Below are 22147 nucleotides of genomic sequence, written 5' to 3' on the forward strand. Positions count from 1 at the left end.
CGTATGCAATCCGCCGGATCGCTTTTTTTAACGAAAAGAGAGGGGAACGATGAAGGTGGCTTTTGAAAAAGAAATCCTTTTTTGGAACGAAAAATTCTCAGGTGAAGATGATTCGCTTACCCTGCTGCCGTACAGTAAGGCTCCAAGCCACGCGGCTCCAAGCGTTCTGTCCGTTTCCGGAACTTTGTCCGGCGGAGCGGCGCAGCGGGTCATTCAAATGAGCAAGGGCGCGCCGCTGGCCGCCTATATGATTTTGCTGGCGGGAGTTCAAGTCCTGCTGTACAGATATACAGGTGATTCCGCTGTTCTTGTCGGCATGCCGGTTGTGAAGAAACCGCAGGAGACCCGGCGGCCCATTAATCATACGGTTATTCTGAAGAATAGAATCGGCGGCGAGTCCACCTTCAAATCGGTGTTGAACGAATTGAAGGTTTCTCTTCCCGAGGCTATCCGTCATCAGCAGATTCCGTTCCTCAAAATGACGGAGAAGTTGGAGCTTCAATACGCAGACGGAGTGCCGGTCGTCAACACGCTCGTTTCTCTGAATGAGCTGCACGGCACTGAGGTTGGCGGGAATGTCGTCTGCGACTGCCTGTTCCAATTCCGTCTGGAGGACGGTTCGATCCATCTTCAGATTTTGTACAACGAAAATTTGTATCACGCGGGCTTTATGACCGGGGTGGTCGATCATCTGGACCGTCTGCTGGCAGGCGGTTTAAATAACCTTGATCAGGAAGCGGCAGGGGCGGATATGCTGTCTCCGGAGGAAGAGCGCCGGCTTGTTCACGCTTTTAACGAGACGGAAACGGACTATGAGTCGGAAAAAACGATTCACGGGCTGATCGAGGAGCAGGCTGCCCGCGTTCCGGAAGCGACAGCGGTGGTTTTCGAACAGGAACGTCTCATCTACCGGGAGCTGAACGAGCGGGCGAACCGGCTGGCGCGTACGCTGCGTGCGAAGGGTGTGCAGCCGGATCAGCTTGTCGGCCTGATGGCCGGACGCTCGCTGGAAATGGTCGTCGGCATCTTAGCGGTACTGAAAGCCGGAGGCGCGTACGTGCCGATCGATCCCGAATATCCCGAGGAGCGCATCCGCTACCTGCTGGAAGATTCGGGTGCAAAGCTGCTGCTGACTCAGCGGCGGCTGCTGGACCGCGTCCCCTATGCGGGAACTGTACTGGCACTCGATGACGAGAACTCCTACAGCGCCGATGGCACCAATCTGGAGCCGGTTAACGGGCCGGACCATCTGGCCTACGTTATCTATACGTCCGGTACGACGGGCAAGCCTAAGGGCGTGATGGTGGAGCATCACGGACTCGTCAGCTTGAAGAACATGTTCCGGTACACGCTGGGCATCACCGGATCGGACAGAGTCGTCCAGTTCGCGAGCCTGTCGTTCGACGCGTCGTGCTGGGAAGTGTTCAAGGCGCTGTTTTTCGGAGCTGCTCTCTACATTCCCACGGCCGACACCATTCTTGATTATCAGCTTTTCGAGCGCTACATGGACGAGAACGGCATCACGGCCGCGATCCTGCCGCCTACGTACGCTGCCTATTTAAACCCGGATCATATGCCGGGGCTGCAAAAGCTGATTACCGGGGGCTCGGCCGTATCGGCCGAATTCGTGCAGCAATGGAAAGACAACGTGCGGTATTTCAACGCTTACGGCCCGACGGAAGCTTCGATCGTCACTGCGGTCTGGGCCGCTGAGCCGAATGATACCGGCTTGAAATCGGTCCCCATCGGCCGTCCCATTCATAATCACAAGATTTATATCGTGGACAAGCACGGACAGCCTGTGCCTGAAGGAGTAGCGGGTGAGCTGTGCATTGCAGGTGTCGGTCTGGCGAGAGGATATTTGAATCGCCCCGAGCTGACGGCGGAGAAGTTCGTCGACAACCCTTTTGCCTCCGGCGAACGGATGTACCGGACCGGGGATTCCGCCCGCTGGCTTCCTGACGGAAACATCGAATATATGGGCCGGATCGACCACCAGGTGAAAATCCGCGGCTACCGGATCGAGACCGGCGAGATTGAAGAACAGCTCCTGAAAATTCCGTCCGTACAGGAAACGATCGTCATCGCCCGCGAAGAAGAGAGCGGACTGCAATTGTGCGCTTACTTTGCGGGAGACCAATCGCTGACCGTTAGTGATCTCAGAGCAGCGCTGTCGCAAAACTTGCCGGGGTATATGATTCCGGCGCATTTCGTGCAGCTGCCGAGGATGCCGCTGACGCCGAACGGGAAAATCGACCGGAAGGCGCTGCCTGCCCCGCAAGGAAACGCGCTTGGGGGAGGCGAGTATGTTGCGCCCCGAAACGAAGTGGAGCAAGCTCTTGCCGACGTTTGGAAGGCTGTGCTGAATACCGAACGGGTCGGAGTCACGGATCACTTCTTCGAGCTCGGCGGTGATTCGATCAAGTCGATTCAGGTTTCCTCCCGGCTGCACCAGGCCGGCTACAAGCTGGAAATTCGCGACTTGTTCAAATACCCGACGATCGCGCAGCTCAGCCTGCACGTGAAGCCTGTCGCCCGGACGGTCGATCAGGGAGAAGTGACCGGAGCCGCCGGATTGACTCCCATTCAGCAATGGTTTTTCGAGCGTGAATTCGCGGATGCGCATCACTTTAACCAATCCGTTCTGCTGCACCGCAAAGACGGTTTCGACGAGACGGCTCTCCGCAAGGTGCTGCAGAAGTTAACGGAGCATCACGATGCGCTGCGGATGGCTTTCCGCAAAACGGAGCACGGCTATACGGCCTGGAACCGCGGAATCGGGAAAGGTGAGATGTACAGCCTGGAAGTCTCCGATTTCAGGGAGGCTGTTAATCCGGGAGCAGCGGTAGAAGCGAAGGCGAACGAAATTCAGAGCGGGATCGGGTTGGAAGACGGGCCGCTTGTAAAAGCGGGCCTGTTCCGCTGCGCGGACGGCGATCATCTGCTTATCGCGGTTCATCATGCCGTCGTCGACGGTGTATCGTGGCGGATCTTGATGGAAGATATCGCGCTCGGGTACGAGCAGGCCGGCAAAGGGGAAAACATCCGTTTTCCCGCGAAAACCGATTCCTACCTTGCCTGGTCCAATCAGCTCGCGGCCTATGCGCAAAGCCCGGACATAGAGAAGGAGCGGGCCCACTGGCAGGGCGTGGAACGTACACCCGTGCCTCCTTTGCCGAAGGATACGGATGCGGAGGATTCCCTGCAGCGGGACAGCGAATCACTTTTTGCCGTCTTGACTCGCGACGAAACGGAGCTGTTGTTGAAACGGGTACACCGGGCCTATAACACGGAAATGAACGATATCCTGATTGCGGCTCTGGGAACAGCCGTGCAGAAATGGAGCGGACATGACCGGGTCCTTTTAAATCTGGAAGGTCACGGACGTGAATTTATCGGAACGGATATCGACATTACGCGTACGATAGGCTGGTTTACGAGCAAGTTTCCCGTTGTGTTGGAGCCGGAGAGCGGCAAAGACTTGTCGCATCAAATCAAAGCGGTGAAAGAAAGTCTTCGCCGGATTCCGAACAAAGGGATCGGATACGGGGTATGCCGGTACCTTTCGGAGAAAACGGACGGCTTGATATGGGGGGCCGAACCGGAAATTAACTTTAACTATTTGGGCCAGTTCGACGACGATCTGCAAAATAACGAGATGGGCCTATCGCCGTATCCGGGCGGCAGCCCGGCAAGCGACCGGCAGGCGCGCAGCTTCGTGCTGGACATTAACGGCATGGTCCTGGACGGTTCGCTGTCGCTTGACCTGAGCTACAGCCGGAAGCAGTTTCACAGGGCGACGATAGAGAAACTGGTTTCGCTGCTGGAGCAGAGCCTCCGGGAAATTATTACCCACTGCGCGGCTAAGGAACGGACGGAGCTGACGCCAAGCGACGTGCAGTTCAAGGGATTGAGCGTTACTGACATGGAACGGATTGCCGAAGACACGGCACCTATCGGCGAGATCGAGAATATCTACACACTCACGCCGATGCAGAAGGGGATGTGGTTCCACAGCGCGATGGACCCGCAGACGGGCGCCTACTTCGAACAAGCGCGTTTTACGCTGCTGGGTGAGCTGGATGTCGATGTTTTCTCCAAAAGCTGGGCCGAATTGGCCGCGCGGCATGTCGTGCTGCGGACTAATTTTTACAGCGGCGCGGGCGCAGAACCTGAACCTCTGCAAATCGTGTACCGGGACAATCCGGTCGGCTTCGAATATGAAGATCTGCTGCATCTGGATTTTGCAGAACGCACAGCCTATACCGATAAGAAAGCGGAGGAAGACAGGCTGCGGGGCTTTGATCTGGAGCGGGATGCGCTTGTGCGCGTCACGGTACTAAGAACGGATGAACAGCGCTATCACGTGCTGCTCAGCTTCCAGCATATTCTGATGGACGGCTGGTGCTTGCCGCAGCTTACGCAGGAATTGTTCGAAACGTACTCAGCTTACATCCGGAATGTGAAGCCGGAGCGGATTGCGTCAGCGGACTACAACCAGTACATCGAGTGGCTGGAGAAACAGGATGAAGAGAGTGCTTCCCGCTACTGGTCCGGCTATCTGGAAGGGTATGACGGACAGACGGAGCTTCCCAAAAAGACCGATGCGAAAAGTGGACCGTTTCTTCCGGAACATGTCGTTTGCGAGCTGGGCAAAAGCTTGAGCGAACGGATGGAGCGTGCGGCCAAGCAGCAACATGTCACGTTAAACACCTTGCTGCAATCGGCATGGGGCGTCGTTTTGCAAAAGATTAACGGGACGGGCGATGCGGTGTTCGGCAGCGTCGTCTCGGGAAGACCGGCTGAGATTCCGGGAATCGAAGAGATGATCGGACTTTTCATCAACACGGTACCGGTGCGGGTAACGAGCGAGCCGGACACGTCTTTTGCCGACATCATGGTCAAGGTGCAGGAGCAGGCGCTGGAATCCGGCCGCTACGATTATTATCCGCTGTACGAGATCCAGGCGCGAAGCTCCCAGAAGCAGGATCTTATCCACCACATTATCGCGTTCGAAAACTATCCGATGGACGAGCAGATGCAGCAGGCGGGCGGCAGCCAAACCGGCGGTCTGGCTATCACGGATGTCGAGATGGCGGAACAGACGAATTACGACTTTAATATGACGGTCGTGCCGGGAGAAGCCATTGAAATACGTTTCGATTACAACGCCGGTGTGTTTGCGAAAGCGGACGTTGAGCGTTTGAGTGGACAGCTCATGTACGTACTGGAACAAGTCGTGAACGATCCCCGGGTCAAAGTGGGCGACTTAGAGCTTGCAACAGCGGCTGAAAAAGCGCAAATTATTGAAACGTTCAACGACACAACGACGGATTTCCCGCGGGACAAAACCCTTCATCAGCTGTTTGAGGAACAGGCGGAACGGATACCGGATGCAGTGGCGGTCGTATTTGAGCAAAAGGAACTTACGTACCGCGAGCTGAATGAACGGGCGAATCGCCTGGCACGTACGCTCCGGGGCGAAGAAGTCGGCCGGGACTGTCTCGTAGGCATTGTTGTCGATCGTTCCATCGAGATGATCGTCGGCATTATGGCCGTGCTGAAAGCCGGCGGCGCTTATGTGCCGATCGATCCGGAATACCCGGAAGAACGTATCCGGTACCTCATCGAAGACTCGGGCGCCCGGGTTATGCTGACGCAGCGTCATTTGCAGGAACGGATTCCCGTCCAAAGCGTCGTGATCGTACTGGATGATGAAGGGTCTTACCAACCTGACGGGTCGGAATTGGAACGAATCAACGAATCGGCCGATTTGGCCTGTGTGATCTATACCTCGGGGACGACCGGGAAGCCGAAAGGAAACCTGGTGTCCCACCGAAACATTATCCGGATCGCACGGAATACGAACTATGTCGAGATTACGGAGCAGGACCGGGTTCTCCAGTTGTCCAGTTATTCTTTTGACGGGTCGATTTCCGACATTTTCGGCGCTTTGGTCAACGGGGCGGGCCTCGTTCTCATTCCGAGAGAGATCATGCTGGAAATCGGGCAGCTGGCCGAGTTGATCGAAAGGCAGCGGGTTACGGTATCGCTCATTACGACCGCTTTTTTCAACGTGCTCGTGGATGTAAATGTGGATTGCTTGAGGCATATGCGGGCCATTCTGTTCGGCGGAGAGCGTGTTTCGGTCGGTCATGTCCGTAAAGCGGTCGCTCATCTGGGTCCGGGCAAAATCATTCATCTGTACGGTCCTTCGGAGAGCACGGTGTACGCTACGTATTATGTGGTGAACGAAGTGGCCGAGGACGCCGTAAATGTTCCGATCGGTCGTCCGATCAGCAATACGACGGCCTATATCGTGGATGCCCGCAACAATCTGCAGCCGATCGGTGTAGCCGGGGAGCTGTGCGTGGCCGGCGAGGGCTTGGTCCGGGGCTACCTGAACCGGCCTGAATTGACGGCGGAGAAATTCGTGGACAATCCTTTCGTTCCCGGAGAACGCATGTACCGGACAGGGGACGTGGCGAGATGGCTGCCGGACGGAACGATCGAATATGTGGGCCGGATGGACGATCAAGTGAAAATCCGCGGCTTCCGGATCGAGCTTGGCGAAATAGAGGCGCAGCTGCTGAAGGTGGAATCCATCCGGAAAGCGACTGTGATCGCCCGTGAAACCGCCAGCGGAGATAAACAGCTGTGCGCCTATTTCACGGCGGACGGCGAGCTTCAGGCAAGCCGGTTAAGAAGCGCCTTATCCCGCGAGCTGCCGGGGTATATGATTCCTTCGTACTTTGTTCAGATGGAAGAGATGCCGCTCACGACTAACGGCAAGGTGGACCGCAGAGCGCTCCCGGCGCCCGAGCTCAGCTTGCAGGAGGGGACGGAGCATACGGCGCCGCGGACTCCGCTGGAAGCGGACCTGGCCGCCATCTGGCAGGGCGTACTGGGACTTGAGAAGGTTGGCGTGAAGGAAAATTTCTTCGAACTCGGAGGACATTCCCTGCGGGCAACAACGCTTGTCAGCCGGATACGCAAAGAGCTTCACGTAGATTTCCCGCTGAAGGATGTCTTTGTTTATTCGACGGTAGAAGAGATGGCTCAAGCGATTGCAAACCTGACGCGGCTTTCGTTCTCTTCGATCCCCAAGGCAGAGGAAAGCGAGTATTACCCGCTATCTTCCGCGCAAAAAAGGCTGTTCATCCTTCAACAGCTTGAAGGGGCGGACCAAAGTTACAACATGCCGGGAGCTTTGCTGCTGGAAGGAGCGCTGGACCGGCATCGATTCGAAGAAGCGTTCCGCGGCCTGATCGCCCGACATGAGACGCTTCGCACCGGTTTTGGGATCATAAACGGGGAAGCGGTGCAGCGGATACACAGCGACGCGGGCTTTTCGGTGGAGCATATCCGGGCAAGCGAAGAAGAGGCGGGCGAAGCCGTGCAGAAGTTCATCCGACCGTTCGACTTGGCGGCGCCGCCTTTGCTCCGGGTTGGCTTGATCGAGCTGGCGGCGGACCGGCATATTCTGATGTTCGATATGCATCATATCGTGTCCGACGGCGTTTCGATGGATGTGCTGGTGGAGGAGTTTGTCCGGCTGTACAGCGGCGAAGAACTGGAACCTCTGCACATTCAATACAAGGACTACGCGGTATGGCAGCAATCGGAGACGCAGAAAGAACAGTTGAAGCGGCAGGAAGCTTACTGGCTCGATGTTTTCCGGGGAGAGCTGCCCGTACTGGAGCTGCCGACGGATTTTGCCCGTCCGGCCGTACAGAGCTACGAAGGACAGACACTTGAATTTTTTGTCGACGCGCAAAAGAGCGAAGCTTTGAAACGTCTTGCGGCAGAAAGCGGCTCGACGCTTTATATGGTGCTGCTTGCGGCGTATACGGTGCTTTTGCATAAATATACGGCTCAGGAAGATCTGGTCGTAGGGACTTCGATTGCCGGAAGAACCCACGGGGACGTGCAGCCTCTGATCGGAATGTTCGTCAATACGCTGGCAATCCGCAATTACCCGGCCGCCGCCAAAACGTTCTTGTCCTACTTGCAGGAGGTCAAAGAAACGACTCTGGGCGCATACGAGCATCAGAACTACCCGTTCGAGGAGCTGGTCGAAAAGGTACAGACGGCCCGCGACTTGAGCCGCAATCCGATTTTCGATACGATGTTCTCTCTGCAGAACCTGGAGAATAAGGAATTTGAGCTGGATGGTCTTAAGCTCACTTCCTATCCGAGCGAGTACGGCATGGCGAAGTTCGACCTCAGCTTAGATGTCGTGGAAGAAAGCGGCGGTCTCGAATGCAGCTTGGAGTATGCGACTTCCTTGTATAAAAAAGAAACGGTAGAACGGATGGCGAAGCATTACGAGCAGCTGCTCGGGGCCATCGTGGAAAAGCCGGATGCGAAAATTGCCGAGCTGGAACTGCTTACGCCTTCCGAAAAAGAGCAGCTGTTTGAGGTGTTCAATCCGGCCATGTCCGAGCTTCCGCAGGTGCAGACGTTCCACCGGCTGTTCGAGGAACAGGCGGAGAGCACTCCTGATGCGGCGGCGGTTGTTTACGAAGACAAGCAGTTGTCCTACCGGGAGCTTAACGAACAGGCCAACCGGCTGGCTGGAACGCTTCGCACTGGCGGCGTAGGCAGAGAGTCCATCGTCGGCATTTTGGCCGAGCGTTCGGTGGAGCTGCTCGTCGGCGTCATCGCCGTATGGAAAGCAGGAGGCGCGTACGTGCCGCTAGATCCGGATTATCCGGCCGACCGCATCCGGTTTATGCTCGAAGACAGCGGAGCGACGGTGCTGCTGACGCAGACTTCTCTCAGAGCGCGGGCAGAGGCTTGGCTGGAAGCGGAAGAGACGGCGCTGCGCGCGATCTTTTGCCTGGACGACGAACAGTCGTACAGCCGGGACGGAGAGAATGCGGCTATCGGAAGCAAGGCTGACGGTAGCGTAATTGGGGCTGCTGATGAAAGCGCAGAGAGTGCCCGGGTATCTGCGGGTCAAGGAGACAACGCTGCGTTTGGCAACACGGCTGACAGCGGATCGGACGGCATTCCTTACGAGACGCAGCCGCACGATCTCGCCTACGTGATTTACACGTCCGGCACGACGGGACGACCGAAAGGCGTCATGATCGAGCACGGTAGCCTTGTGAATACGGCCGCCGCCTACCGCCGGGAATACCGGCTGGACCGATTCCCGGTACGGCTGCTCCAGCTGGCGAGCTTCTCCTTCGACGTGTTCGTCGGAGATATCGCGCGGACGCTGTACAACGGCGGCACCATGGTCATCGTGCCGAAAGACGACCGGATCGACCCGGCCCGCCTGCACGGCTGGATCCAAGAACAGCAGATTACCGTGTTCGAATCGACTCCGGCGCTCATCGTGCCGTTTATGGAGCACGTAGCCGAAAATGCGCTGGATATGAGCTCGATGGAACTGCTCATCACCAGCTCCGACAGCTGCAGCGTAGGCGATTATCGTGTGCTGAAGGAACGCTTCGGCTCGCAATTCCGGATCATCAACAGCTACGGCGTTACGGAAGCGGCGATTGATTCGAGCTTCTACGACGAGCCGCTGGCGAAGCTGCCGGAGACGGGCAGCGTGCCGATCGGCAAAGCGTGGCTGAACGCGAGGTTCTACATCGTGGACGCGCACCTGAACCCGGTGCCGGTCGGCGTCCTGGGCGAGCTGTGCATCGGCGGCCCGGGCGTGGCACGGGGCTACTTGAACCGTCCGGATCTGACGGAGGAAAAATTCGTGGACAGCCCGTTCGTCGCGGGTGAACGTCTGTACCGCACGGGCGACTTGGCCCGTTGGACAGCAGACGGCAGCGTCGACTTTATCGGGCGGATCGACCACCAGGCCAAAATCCGGGGCTACCGGATCGAAACCGGCGAGGTCGAGTCGCAGCTGCTCCAGGCGGACGGCGTCCGCGAAGCGGTCGTCATCGTACGCGAAGACGGCAGCGGGCAGAAAGCGCTGTGCGCCTACTTCACGGCGGGCGGCGAGCTTGCCGCAAGCAGTCTGCGAAGCGCGCTGGCGCAGGAATTGCCGGGCTACATGATCCCGTCGTATTTCATCCGGCTGGAGCGGATTCCGCTGACGCCGAACGGGAAAGTCGACCGCAAGGCGCTGCCGGCGCCGGAAGCGGGCGCGGACGGAGGCGCGGAATATATCGCGCCAAGGACGCCGCTGGAAGAGAAGCTGGCCGCCATCTGGCAGGATGTGCTCGGTCTTCAGAAGGAAATCGGCATCCGCGATAACTTCTTCGACCTGGGCGGACATTCCCTGCGGGCGACGACGCTTGTCGGCAAAGTGCACAAGGAGCTGAACGTCGATCTGCCGTTAAGAGATGTTTTCCGTCATTCAACGGTTGAAGAAATGGCAGAGGCAATCGCGCGGATGGAACGGCAGGAGCATGTCTCCATTCCTCTTGCCGAAGAACGGGACCATTATCCGCAATCATCGGCGCAGAAGCGGCTGTACATTCTCAACCAGCTTGAGGGAGCGGAGCTGAGCTATAACATGCCGGGAGCGCTGCTGCTCGAAGGGGCATTGGATCAAAACCGGTTCGAGGAAGCATTCCGCAGACTGATTGAGCGGCACGAGACGCTGCGCACGGGCTTCGAAATGGTGAACGGGGAAGCAGTGCAGCGGGTATATGCGGCCGTGGACTTCTTCGTGGAACATTTTTCGGCGGCCGAGGAAGAAGCGACTGAAACGGTGCGGGATTTTGTCCGACCGTTCGATTTGGCCAAACCTCCTTTGCTGCGCGTAGGCTTGGTGGAGATGGCGGCAGAGCGGCACGTTTTACTGTTTGATATGCATCATATCGTTTCCGATGGTGTTTCGATGGACGTGCTGGTGGAAGAGTTCGTCCGCTTATACAGCGGAGAAGCGTTGGAGCCGCTGCGCATTCAGTACAAGGACTACGCCGTCTGGCAGCAGTCCGAAACGCAGAAAGAGCAGCTAAAACGCCAGGAAGCTTACTGGCTTGACGTTTTCCAAGGAGAGCTGCCGGTGCTGGAACTGCCGACGGATTATGCCCGTCCCGCCGTCCAGGGCTATGAAGGGCGGACGCTCGAATATTTCCTGGATGCCCAGAAAAGCGATGCTCTGAAGCAGCTTGCGGCGGAAACCGGAACCACGCTCTACATGGTTCTGTTTGCGGCCTATACGGTCATGCTGCATAAATATACCGGCCAGGAAGACCTTGTTGTCGGCACACCGATTGCGGGCCGGAACCACGGTGATGTGGAGCCGCTGATCGGAATGTTCATTAATACGCTGGCGATCCGCAGCTATCCGGCCGCGGAGAAAACGTTCCTCTCCTACTTGCAGGAGATCAAGGAAACGACTCTCGGCGCGTACGAGCACCAGAACTATCCGTTCGAGGAGCTGGTGGAAAAGGTTCAGGTTACCCGGGATTTAAGCCGCAATCCGATTTTCGATACCATGTTCACGCTGCAAAATACGGATAACAAAGACTTTGAACTTGAAGGTCTCCGGCTGACCTCGTATCCGAGCGACAGCACAATGGCTAAATTCGATTTGAGCCTGGATGTGATGGAAGAATACGGCGGTTTGGATTATAGCTTTGAATATTCGACTGCTTTATACAGGAAAGAAACGGTGGAGCGGATGGCGGAGCATTTCGAGCAGCTGCTCGGTGCCATCGCCGAGAAGCCGGAGGCAAAAATCGCCGAACTGGAACTGCTTACGCTTTCCGAAAAAGAGCAGCTGTTCGAAGCGTTCAATCCGGCCATGTCCGAGCTTCCGCAGGTGCAGACGTTCCACCGGCTGTTCGAGGGGCAGGCGGAGCGCACTCCCGATGCGACGGCGGTTGTCTACGAAGACAACAAGCTGTCCTACTGGGAGCTTAACGAACGGGCCAACCGGCTGGCTGGTGCACTTCGCACCGGCGGCGTCGGCAGAGAGTCCATCGTCGGCATTCTGGCCGAGCGTTCGGTGGAGCTGCTCGTCGGCGTCATCGCCGTATGGAAAGCGGGAGGCGCGTACGTGCCGCTTGACCCGGATTATCCGGCCGATCGCATCCGGTTTATGCTCGAAGACAGCGGGGCAACCGTTCTGCTGACGCAGACTTCTCTCAGAGAGAGCGCGGAGGCTTGGCTGGAAGTGGAAGAGACGGCGCTGCGCGCGATCCTTTGCCTGGACGACGAACAGTCGTACAGCGGGGACGGAGAGAATGCGGCTATCGGAGTCGTCTTGGAAGGCAGCGTAATTGGGGCTGCTGATGCAAGCGCAGAGAGTGCCCGGGTGTCTGCGGGTCAAGGAGACGGCGCTGCGTTTGGCGGCACGGCAAACAGCGGATCGGACGGCAGCTTGTCCGCATCAGGCACGCCGGACGGTGTCCCAGCCGAAACCCAGCCGCACGATCTCGCCTACGTGATCTACACGTCCGGCACGACGGGACGGCCCAAAGGCGTCATGATCGAGCACCGCAGCCTTGCGAATACGGCGGCCGCCTACCGCCGGGAATACCGGCTGGACCGATTCCCGGTACGGCTGCTCCAGCTCGCAAGCTTCTCCTTCGACGTGTTCGTCGGAGATATCGCACGGACGCTGTACAACGGCGGCACCATGGTCATCGTGCCGAAGGACGACCGGATCGACCCGGCCCGGCTGCACGGCTGGATCCAAGAACAGCAGATTACCGTGTTCGAATCGACTCCGGCGCTCATCGTGCCGTTTATGGAGCACGTAGCCGAAAATGCGCTTGATATGAGCTCGATGGAACTGCTCATCACCAGCTCCGACAGCTGCAGCGTAGGCGACTACCGTGTGCTGCAGGAACGCTTCGGCTCGCAGTTCCGGATCATCAACAGCTACGGCGTCACGGAAGCGGCGATTGATTCGAGCTTCTACGACGAGCCGCTGGCGAAGCTGCCGGAGACGGGCAGCGTGCCGATCGGAAAAGCGTGGCTGAACGCAAGGTTCTACATCGTGGACGCGCACCTGAACCCGGTGCCGGTCGGCGTCTTGGGCGAGCTGTGCATCGGCGGCCCGGGCGTGGCACGGGGCTACTTGAACCGTCCGGATCTGACGGAGGAGAAGTTCGTGGACAGCCCGTTCGTCACGGGCGAGCGTTTGTACCGCACGGGCGACTTGGCCCGTTGGACAGCAGACGGCAGCGTCGACTTTATCGGGCGGATCGACCACCAGGCGAAAATCCGGGGCTACCGGATCGAAACCGGCGAGGTCGAGTCGCAGCTGCTCCAGACGGACGGCGTCCGCGAAGCAGTTGTCATCGTACGCGAAGACGGCAGCGGGCAGAAAGCGCTGTGCGCCTACTTCACGGCGGGCGTCGAGCTTGCCGCAAGCAGTCTGCGAAGCGCGCTGGCGCAGGAATTGCCGGGCTACATGATCCCGTCGTATTTCATCCGTCTGGAGCGGATTCCGCTGACGCCGAACGGGAAAGTCGACCGCAAGGCGCTGCCGGCGCCGGAAGCGGGCGCGGACGGAGGCGCGGAATATATCGCGCCAAGAACGCCGCTGGAAGCGAAGCTGGCCGCCATCTGGCAGGACGTGCTCGGTCTTCAGAAGGAAATCGGCATCCGCGATAACTTCTTCGACCTGGGCGGACATTCCCTGCGGGCAACGACGCTTGTCGGCAAAGTGCACAAGGATCTGAACGTCGATCTGCCGTTAAGAGACGTTTTCCGTCATTCGACGGTTGAAGAAATGGCGCAGACAATCGCCAACATGGAACGGCAGGAGCATGTCTCCATTCCTCTTGCCGGAGAGCGGGAACATTATCCACTCTCGTCGGCGCAAAAACGGCTCTTTATCCAGCACACGCTGGAAGGGGCGGATGAGCTTTACAACATGCCGGAAATGCTGCAGCTGGAAGGGCCGGTGGATATCGGCCGGATAGAGGAAGCTTTCCGGACATTGATCGCAAGGCATGAGACGCTTCGTACCGGATTTGAAATGGTTCACGGAGAACCGGTTCAACGGGTACACGCTCAAGTGGAATTTGCAGTCGAAACGAGCAAATCCGCAAAAGAAGACGCGGAACAGATCGTCCGCCGTTTCGTCCGAGCGTTCGACTTGAAGACACCGCCTCTGCTTCGCGCAGGCCTGATCGAACTGGGTCCGGAGCTGCACATTCTGATGTTCGATATGCACCATATTGTCTCCGACGGTGTTTCCATGTCGATATTGGTGGACGAATTTTCCCGGCTATATGGGGGAGAAGAGCTTCCTCCGCTGCGAATTCAATACAAGGATTACGCGGCATGGCAGCAGAGCGAAACGTACAAAGAACGCACACGGCAGCAGGAGTCGTACTGGCTGGAAGCGTTGGCCGGCGATCTGCCCGACGTGGAGCTGCCGGCCGATTATGAGCGGCCGCCGGTACGTAGTTATGAGGGCGCTCATCTGGAATTTGAAGTCGGCGCGGATCTCACAGCTGAGCTGGGTGATCTGGCAGTCCGATCGGGAAGCACCCTGTTTATGATCCTTTTATCCGCCTACAACGTGCTGCTGTCCAAATACAGCGGACAAGAAGATGTTATTGTCGGAACGCCCGTTGCAGGCAGAACGGATGCCGATCTGGAGCCGGTTATCGGCATGTTCGTCAACACGCTGGCGATCCGCAACCGGCCTGCCGGCGACAAAACCTTCCTTTCCTTCCTGGAGGAAGTGAAGGAATCGGCGCTGGGAGCTTTCGAGCATCAGGACTATCCGTTCGAAGAGCTCGTGGAGCGCTTGAATGTGAAGCGGGAACCAGGCCGCAATCCGCTGTTCGATACGGTGTTCGATATGCAGAATATCGAGGAACACGAGGCTTCGCTCGGAACTCTTCGTCTCAAGCCTTATGAGCTGGACGATCTGGAAGAAGCGAAATTCGACCTCACCTTGTTCATGTCGGAAGACAACGGCGCGCTCAGCGGAGGGTTCTTTTACGGGACGAAATTGTTCAAAGAGGCGAGAATCCGGACAATGGTCCAGGATTACTTGCATATCTTGTCCCAGATTTGCGAAAATCCCGAAAGCCGGTTAAGCGAGATCCAATGCCTCAAGCTTTCGAGCGGCACGAAGAGTTCGGTAGAAGCGATTGAATTCGCTTTTTAGACAAAGCCCTGCCAGGTACTAGTTGTTCATGCCTGAAGAGTGTGTGCCCAAAAACGAGGGCATGCACTCCGGGTATGAGCCGATATCATTTTAGGGGAGGTACGCATGAAATCGTTGTTTGAAAAGGAAGAAATGTATTGGAAAGAAAAGTTCAATGCCGATGACAGCTTGACCTTTCTTCCTTACAATCTATCCCCCAAAGCCTTAGCCCGCCCGATTTCAGAAGGGAGTCCGGACGTGGTCAGCCTCAGGCTGCCGCCCGCGCTGTCCGAAAGAATTCTCCGACTTGCCAACGGTTCGGATTTGGCAGTTTTTATGATCGTGCTGGCGGGAGTAAACTGCCTGCTCCACACTTACGCTAAACGGGACAACGTGCTCGTCGGGATTCCGGCGGAAACAGACCTCGGAAACGAACCGGCGATCCACGATTTTCTCCTGATTAAAACGTACATAAACCGTCAAAGCACGTTCAAATCCCTGCTTGGTCAAGTTAAGCTGGCGATCGGCGAAGCGCTGGAAAATCAGCATCTTCCGTTCCGGAAAATGACGGGTTCCCTGAATATCGAAACTACTCCCGAAGGGACCCCTATTCTGAATACGATTGTTACCTACAAAAACATCCATAAAGCGAATATTCAAGCAAAAGCCGCTGCGGATACCGTTTTTCAATTCGATTCGAATGAAAACTCTATAGGGATGAACGTGAGTTTTAACAGCGGGCGCTATACCTGCGATTTTATTGAAAAAGCCGCCGGGCATCTCGTGCAGCTTTTGTCCGTCCTGTTAGTTCAGCCGGATCTTGAACTCGGTGGCGCGGATATGCTCTCGCCTTACGAAAAGCAGCAGCTGCTTGTTGATTTTAATAACACGGAAACGCACTATGAACGGGAGCAGACGATTCATGGGCTGATCGAGGAGCAGGCTGCCCGCGTTCCGGATGCGACAGCGGTGGTTTTCGAACAGGAACGCCTTACTTACCGGGAGCTGAACGAGCGGGCGAACCGGTTGGCGCGTACGCTGCGTGCGGCCGGTGTGAAGCCGGATCAGCTTGTCGGCTTGATGGCCGGACGCTCGCTGGAAATGGTGGTCGGCATTTTGGCGGTTTTGAAAGCCGGCGGCGCATATGTGCCGATCGATCCCGAGTATCCCGAGGAGCGCATCCGCTATCTGCTGGAAGATTCGGGTGCGAAGCTGCTGCTGACTCAGCGGCGGCTGCTGGACAAGGTCCCGTATGCGGGAACTGTACTGGCGCTCGACGACGAGAGCTCTTACAGTGCCGACGGCACCAATCTGGAGCCGATTAACGGGCCAGACCATCTGGCCTACGTTATCTATACGTCCGGCACTACGGGGAAACCGAAGGGCGTGATGCTGGAACACCACGGACTGGTCAGCTTGAAGCACATGTTCGGGGATACGCTCGGCATCACTGAAACGGACAGAGTCGTCCAGTTCGCGAGCCTGTCGTTCGACGCGTCGTGCTGGGAAGTGTTCAAGGCGCTGTTTTTCGGGGCCGCTCTCTACATTCCCACAGCCGAGACCATTCTGGACAACCGGTCGTTCGAGCGTTTCATGCACGAAAACGGAATTACGGCCGCCATCCTGCCACCGACGTATGCGGCCTATTTAAACCCGGATCATATGCCGGGGCTGCAAAAGCTGATTACCGGGGGCTCGGCCGTATCTGCCGAATTCGTGCAGCAATGGAAAGACAAAGTGCGGTATTTCAACGCCTACGGTCCGACGGAAGCTTCGATCGTTACCTCGGTTTGGACTGCCCGCACCGACGATATCGGACTAAAATCGGTCCCGATCGGCCGGCCGATTCAGAATCACCGGATTTACATTCTGGACGACCGTCTGCAGCTTGTGCCGGCGGGAGTAGAAGGAGAGCTGTGCATCGCGGGCGCTGGCTTGGCGAGAGGGTATTTGAACCGTCCCGAACTGACGGCCGAGAAGTTCGTGGACAATCCTTTTTCGCCGGGCGAGCGGATGTACCGGACCGGAGACCTGGCTAGGTGGCTGCCGGACGGGAACATCGAATACAGGGGCCGGATCGACCATCAGGTGAAAGTCCGAGGTTACCGGATCGAGACCGGCGAAATCGAGGAGCAGCTTCTGAAAGTACCGTCCGTACAAGAAGCGATCGTCATCGCCCGGGAGGAGGCGGACGGTCAGCAGTTGTGCGCTTACTTCGTGGCGCAATCGAAGCTGACGGCCTCCGGGCTGAAGGAAGCGCTGGCTAAAGAGCTGCCGGGGTACATGATCCCGGCGCACTTCGTGCAGCTGGTCCGGATGCCGCTGACGCCGAACGGCAAAATCGACCGGAAGGCGCTGCCCGCACCGGAAGAGAGCGTGGAGCAATCAGCGGAATATATCGCGCCCCGCACGCTGATGGAAGTGAAGATAGCCCAAATCTGGAAAGACGTGCTCGGTCTCCGGAGGGTCGGCGTGAAAGACAATTTCTTCGATCTGGGAGGGAGCTCTCTGAGCCTCATGCGTTTGATTCAGGCGGTCTATGACGAAACCGGAATCGAAGTGCCGCTGAACCAGCAGTTCAAGAATCTCACCGTGGAAGCGATGGCGTTCGGGAGCGGAGAAACGGGCTTGGAGAAGGGCCAATCGTTTATCAAGCTCAATAAAAACGGAGCCTTGAATGTATTTTGCTTTCCGCCGGGAAGCGGATTCGGCATCGGGTACCGGGAACTTGCGAACCTATTGAACGACCGTTTCGTCTTGTACGGGACCGATTTCATTGAAGATTCGGAAAGCTATGAAGCGATGCTGGACGACTATGTCGACGAAATCGTGCGCATTCAGGAGGAAGCTCCTTACGTGCTGCTCGGCTACTGTTTCGGCGGGAATTTGATGTTCGAAGTCGCTCAAAGAATGGAGAAGAGAGGCTATCGCGTCTCGGACTTGATCATGGTGGATTCCTGGATTAAGGAGACTTTGACGCCCGCAGAGACGACTGAAAGCGAATGGCAGGAAATACTGGAGGATTTGTCGGATACGGAAAAAGAAATGATGGCGAACCCCCTCATCCGCGAACGGGTCAGCATCAAGGTGCGCGCAACTTTGATGTATGAAGCGCAGCTCATAAACAGGGGAGCGGTCGAAGGGAGTATCCATGAGCTGATCGCCGAAGACAGCGATGCTTTCCGTCTGGAGCACGGTCTGCCGTCATGGCGCGGAGCGGCTCAAGGTACCTACACGGAGTACAAGCTTGCGGGCGCGCACGAGAAGCTGCTTGAGCTGGAATGCCTGGACGGGACGGCCAAAGTCATCCTCCGGATTCTGGAGGAAATCGCTCGGCGAAACGGAGCATCATCGAAGGTGCTGCATGGAAGCTGACGGCCGGTCCATCGCCGGGAAGGGGGACCCAATGGCGGCACAAAAAAGCAAACGCGTATACGCTGCATGGAAAGCATTCCGCTGGTTATTAACGTTTATAAACCGTCACAGAGGCTGGATGATCGCAGGTACCGTATCGGCGATTGCGGCAGCCATCATCGAAGTGTGGACGGGCAGTTTGATCGAACAGCTGACATCTCAGGCCGAGAACGGAGCGGGGCCGGTTGTCATCGAAATCGTGTGTACCGTTTTTTTCGTCATTCTGATCGGAGTGCCCGCGAAATACTTGATGATCTACGGGGTTGAGAAGAGCAGCGCGTTGGCTGTGAGAGATATCCGCAACCATGTGATGAACCATATCGGCAAATTGCCTATTCATTATGTGGAAAAACAGCATTCCGGCGATATTCTATCCCGGATCAGCAGCGATCTTCAGCTTATTCATCAATTTATGAGCCGGGATTTGGCCCAGTGGTTTTATCATCCGCTGCTGTTCGTGGGCTGTTTCACTTATCTAATCTGGATTCAATGGGAGCTGATGATGTACAGTCTGCTGCTTTTTCCCGTCTCGCTGCTTGTGTCGCACTGGATCGGCAAGCAGCTTCAGCAGCTGACGGAAGAGGCTCAGGCAAACATGGGACGGATGAATATGAACCTGCAGGATACGCTTGGCGGTATGCCGGTGGTGAAGAGTTACTTGCTGTCGGGGCTGCTGTTCCGCTCCTATCAGTCACTTCTGCTTCTGACGGCTCAGAAAAAACTGGCCGTGAAAAAAAGGGAATCGTGGGTCAACCCCCTCCTGTCCACGCTGATGCTCAGCCCGATCATTTTTGCCGTAAGCTACGGAAGTTATCTGATTTCCAAAGGGGAGCTCGGCACCGGAGAATTGATCGCGTTTCTTTATTTGCTGAATCTGTGTTTGGAGCCGCTGGATCATATTCCTGAGCTTATCACGCGTACGTTCGAGATGTCCGGCGCTTTAAAGCGGGTTTCCGATATTTTGGAACAGCCTGCGGAAAATCAGGAGGGGCACGCGATTACAAAAACCGCCTCCCCGCCGGTCGAGTTCCGGAACGTCTCATTTTCTTATGAAACCGGATCTCCCATTCTTCAGAACTTGAGTTTCACGGTACCGGAAGGAAAGACAATCGCCTTGGTGGGCGCGAGCGGCGGAGGCAAGAGTACGGTTTTCAAGCTGCTGTGCGGTTTTTACCCGCTGGAGGACGGGCAGGGAAACATCTGTGTATTCGGTCAGCAGGTAAACGGCAGCAACCCAGAGCAGCTGCGTTCCCATTTTTCCGTTGTGACCCAGGAGTCGTACTTGTTCAGCGGTACTGTGGCCGACAATATCGCCTACGGCCGGCAAGACGCGTCCATGGACGAAGTGATCGCGGCTGCAAAATCGGCGCAAGCGCACGCGTTTATCATGAGTCTGCCCGAGGGGTATCAGACGAATGTCGGGGAACGGGGCGGCTTTCTTTCCGGGGGCCAGCGTCAGCGGATCGCCATTGCCCGGGCGCTTCTCAAGAATGCTCCCATTCTGCTGCTCGATGAGCCTACATCCGCGTTGGATCCGGAATCCGAGGGCGCTGTGCAGGAAGCCTTGCAAGTTCTTATGAGAGAAAGAACGACAATCGTCATCGCCCACCGGCTGTCTACCGTTCAGAATGCGGATGAAATTTGGGTTCTGGAGCAGGGAAGGCTTGTGGAAGCCGGGACTCATACGCAGCTTCTGGAGAAGAAAGGGCTGTACGCTCAATCGTTCCTCCAGGAGTTTACCGGTCTTGCGGAAAGCAAGGAGGTGGTCTATACATGAAGGGCGGCGGGTTAATCTCACAGGTGAAAGAACTCGTGTACTTAATGAGATTCATGAGCCGCAGACGCAAAATTCAGTACTACACAGGTCTCGGTATTACGGCGGTCAACCAGACGCTGTTTCTCGTTTCCTTCAGCCTGGTTGTCCAAAATCTGGTCAACTTTGCCGATTACCGCGATTCGGCCCTGATGTACCGGGCTTTCTACATCCTTGCGGGGGCTTTGCTTCTGGAAAATGTCATTTCCCCCTGGTTTACGTATTTGTATCAGCGCAGTGTCGAATTTACGATTGTGGACGTGCGTGAGCGCCTTTACCGGAAATTTTGCCGGCTCCGGCCGAAATATCTGGAACAGACGCACCACGGAGATCTGATGTCGCGGGTAAATAACGATGTGGCCGCGGTGGAACTCACCTTTTCCAGCATTTATTTCATGCTGCTGCTGCAAGTGGTGTTCAGTGTCGGCTCCATCATTTCGATGGTGCTGATCGACTGGAGATTCGCCTCCGTTTCGCTGCTCGTTCTGCTTGTTTCTTTCTCGATCAGCGCCCGGTTTGCCCGGCAAATCCGTGTCCTTTCCGAGAAGTCGCTGCAAACTTTAGCCCGGATGACCGAAAAGTTTAAAGACTTTATCGGAGGCATTCAACTCGTGAAATTGTTTCATATCCGTCCGGTTTATTCCCAGTACCGGAGCCTGAACGAAGAAGTGACCCGGCTTGCCGAGCAAACCGCAAGGAAGAACGGGCTGCAGGCCGCCGTCAACCATTTTGTCAGCTATGTCACGTTCTGCGGAATTATCGTCATCGGAAGTCTGCTGTATGCTTACGGGCTGATCGGGATGGGAAGCGTTGCGGCGCTTGCCGTTCTCCAGATCAACCTGACCCATGCGATTATGAATTTCGGGACGGTGCTGTCTATGGCGCAAAATTCGTTAGCCGGCGCCCACCGGATTGAGGAAATTTTATCGGAGGAAGAAGAGCCGGAAAGGTTGGGATTGCCCGATCCTAAGAGGTCCTCGGAGGCGATGGTGGAGTTCCGGGACGTGGAATTTTCGTACCAGGCGGACAAAAAAGTGCTGTGCCGGATGTCCATGCAGGTATATCCGGGACAGGTCGCGGCTATCGTGGGCGCAAGCGGGAGCGGCAAAAGCACGCTGATCAAGCTGCTGCTCGGCTTCTATCCCGTGGACAGCGGGGAAATTTTGCTCGGAGGCAAACTCTTCGGCAGCTATACGCTGGACGAAATTCGCGGGCAGATCGCTTATGTGCCGCAGGAGCCGTTTCTGTTCAGCGGAACGATCGAGGAGAACATCCGTTACGGCAACCCGCAAGCGACGGCGGACGACGTGATCGAGGCGGCCAAGGCCGCGTATGCCCATCATTTTATCGAGGAGCTGCCCGGCGGGTATCAAACCCAGGCAGGGGAGCGGGGAGCGTCTTTGTCCGGCGGACAAAGACAGCGTATCGCGATTGCCAGAGCCATCCTGAAAAATGCTCCGATTCTGCTCCTGGACGAAGCGACGTCCGCACTCGACAACGAGTCGGAGCACTGGGTGCAGCAGGCTCTGAACGAGCTGATGAAAGGGCGGACGACGATTCTGATCGCCCACCGCCTAAGCACCGTGGAGAAGGCGGATTCCATTACCGTGATGAACCAGGGCACGGTTGTGGAGCGGGGAACGCACCGGGATTTGCTGGCTAAGGGCGGCGATTACGCGAGGCTGTACGGCTGACAGACCCGGACCTGGCAGAAAGTTGTGTCCCTATGCCCGCGCAGGGCAGAATATCCTAACCGCAGTCCGGTTAACCGGACTGCGGTTATTTTGCGTGCGGAAGGGAACAACTGTTGAAGAGTCATTGTTACGTATACGCTGATCCGGACTGAAAGCATGGATAATCCGCTCCATACCGGTATAATG

Annotated in this window: 4 protein-coding genes; all 4 read left to right on the plus strand. The window is 56.8% G+C overall.

Translation table 11 applies throughout. The features are described 5' to 3' along the window. The first annotated feature begins 49 nt into the window (after positions 1-49). The 4 genes from AC2TF6_RS12725 (at position 50) to AC2TF6_RS12740 (ending at position 21961) form a co-directional block, all read left to right on the plus strand. On the plus strand, positions 50-15061 hold the full coding sequence (locus tag AC2TF6_RS12725; RefSeq protein ID WP_491311319.1) for an amino acid adenylation domain-containing protein: 15012 nt from the start codon (positions 50-52) through the stop codon (positions 15059-15061). Positions 15062-15166: 105 nt separating this feature from the next. Next, entirely contained in the window at positions 15167-18415 is a 3249-nt protein-coding gene (locus tag AC2TF6_RS12730) for a non-ribosomal peptide synthetase (RefSeq protein WP_491311320.1), read from the plus strand. Between the two features lie 31 nt (positions 18416-18446). After that, complete coding sequence (locus AC2TF6_RS12735; protein ID WP_491311321.1) at positions 18447-20231, plus strand: ABC transporter ATP-binding protein; 1785 nt, start codon at positions 18447-18449, stop codon at positions 20229-20231. Then, positions 20228-21961 (plus strand): ABC transporter ATP-binding protein, encoded by a 1734-nt coding sequence (locus AC2TF6_RS12740; protein ID WP_491311322.1) that lies wholly within the window; start codon positions 20228-20230, stop codon positions 21959-21961. Before AC2TF6_RS12735 ends, AC2TF6_RS12740 begins: the two co-directional genes overlap by 4 nt. Positions 21962-22147 lie beyond the last annotated feature (186 nt).

It is taken from the genome of Paenibacillus sp. JNUCC 35 (assembly GCF_058269095.1).

Excerpts from the sequence above, each read along its gene's own strand:
- AC2TF6_RS12725 (WP_491311319.1), top strand. The coding sequence starts at position 50 with ATGAAGGTGGCTTTTGAAAAAGAAATCCTTTTTTGGAACGAAAAATTC.
- AC2TF6_RS12730 (WP_491311320.1), top strand. The coding sequence starts at position 15,167 with ATGAAATCGTTGTTTGAAAAGGAAGAAATGTATTGGAAAGAAAAGTTC.
- AC2TF6_RS12735 (WP_491311321.1), top strand. The coding sequence starts at position 18,447 with ATGGCGGCACAAAAAAGCAAACGCGTATACGCTGCATGGAAAGCATTC.
- AC2TF6_RS12740 (WP_491311322.1), top strand. The coding sequence starts at position 20,228 with ATGAAGGGCGGCGGGTTAATCTCACAGGTGAAAGAACTCGTGTACTTA.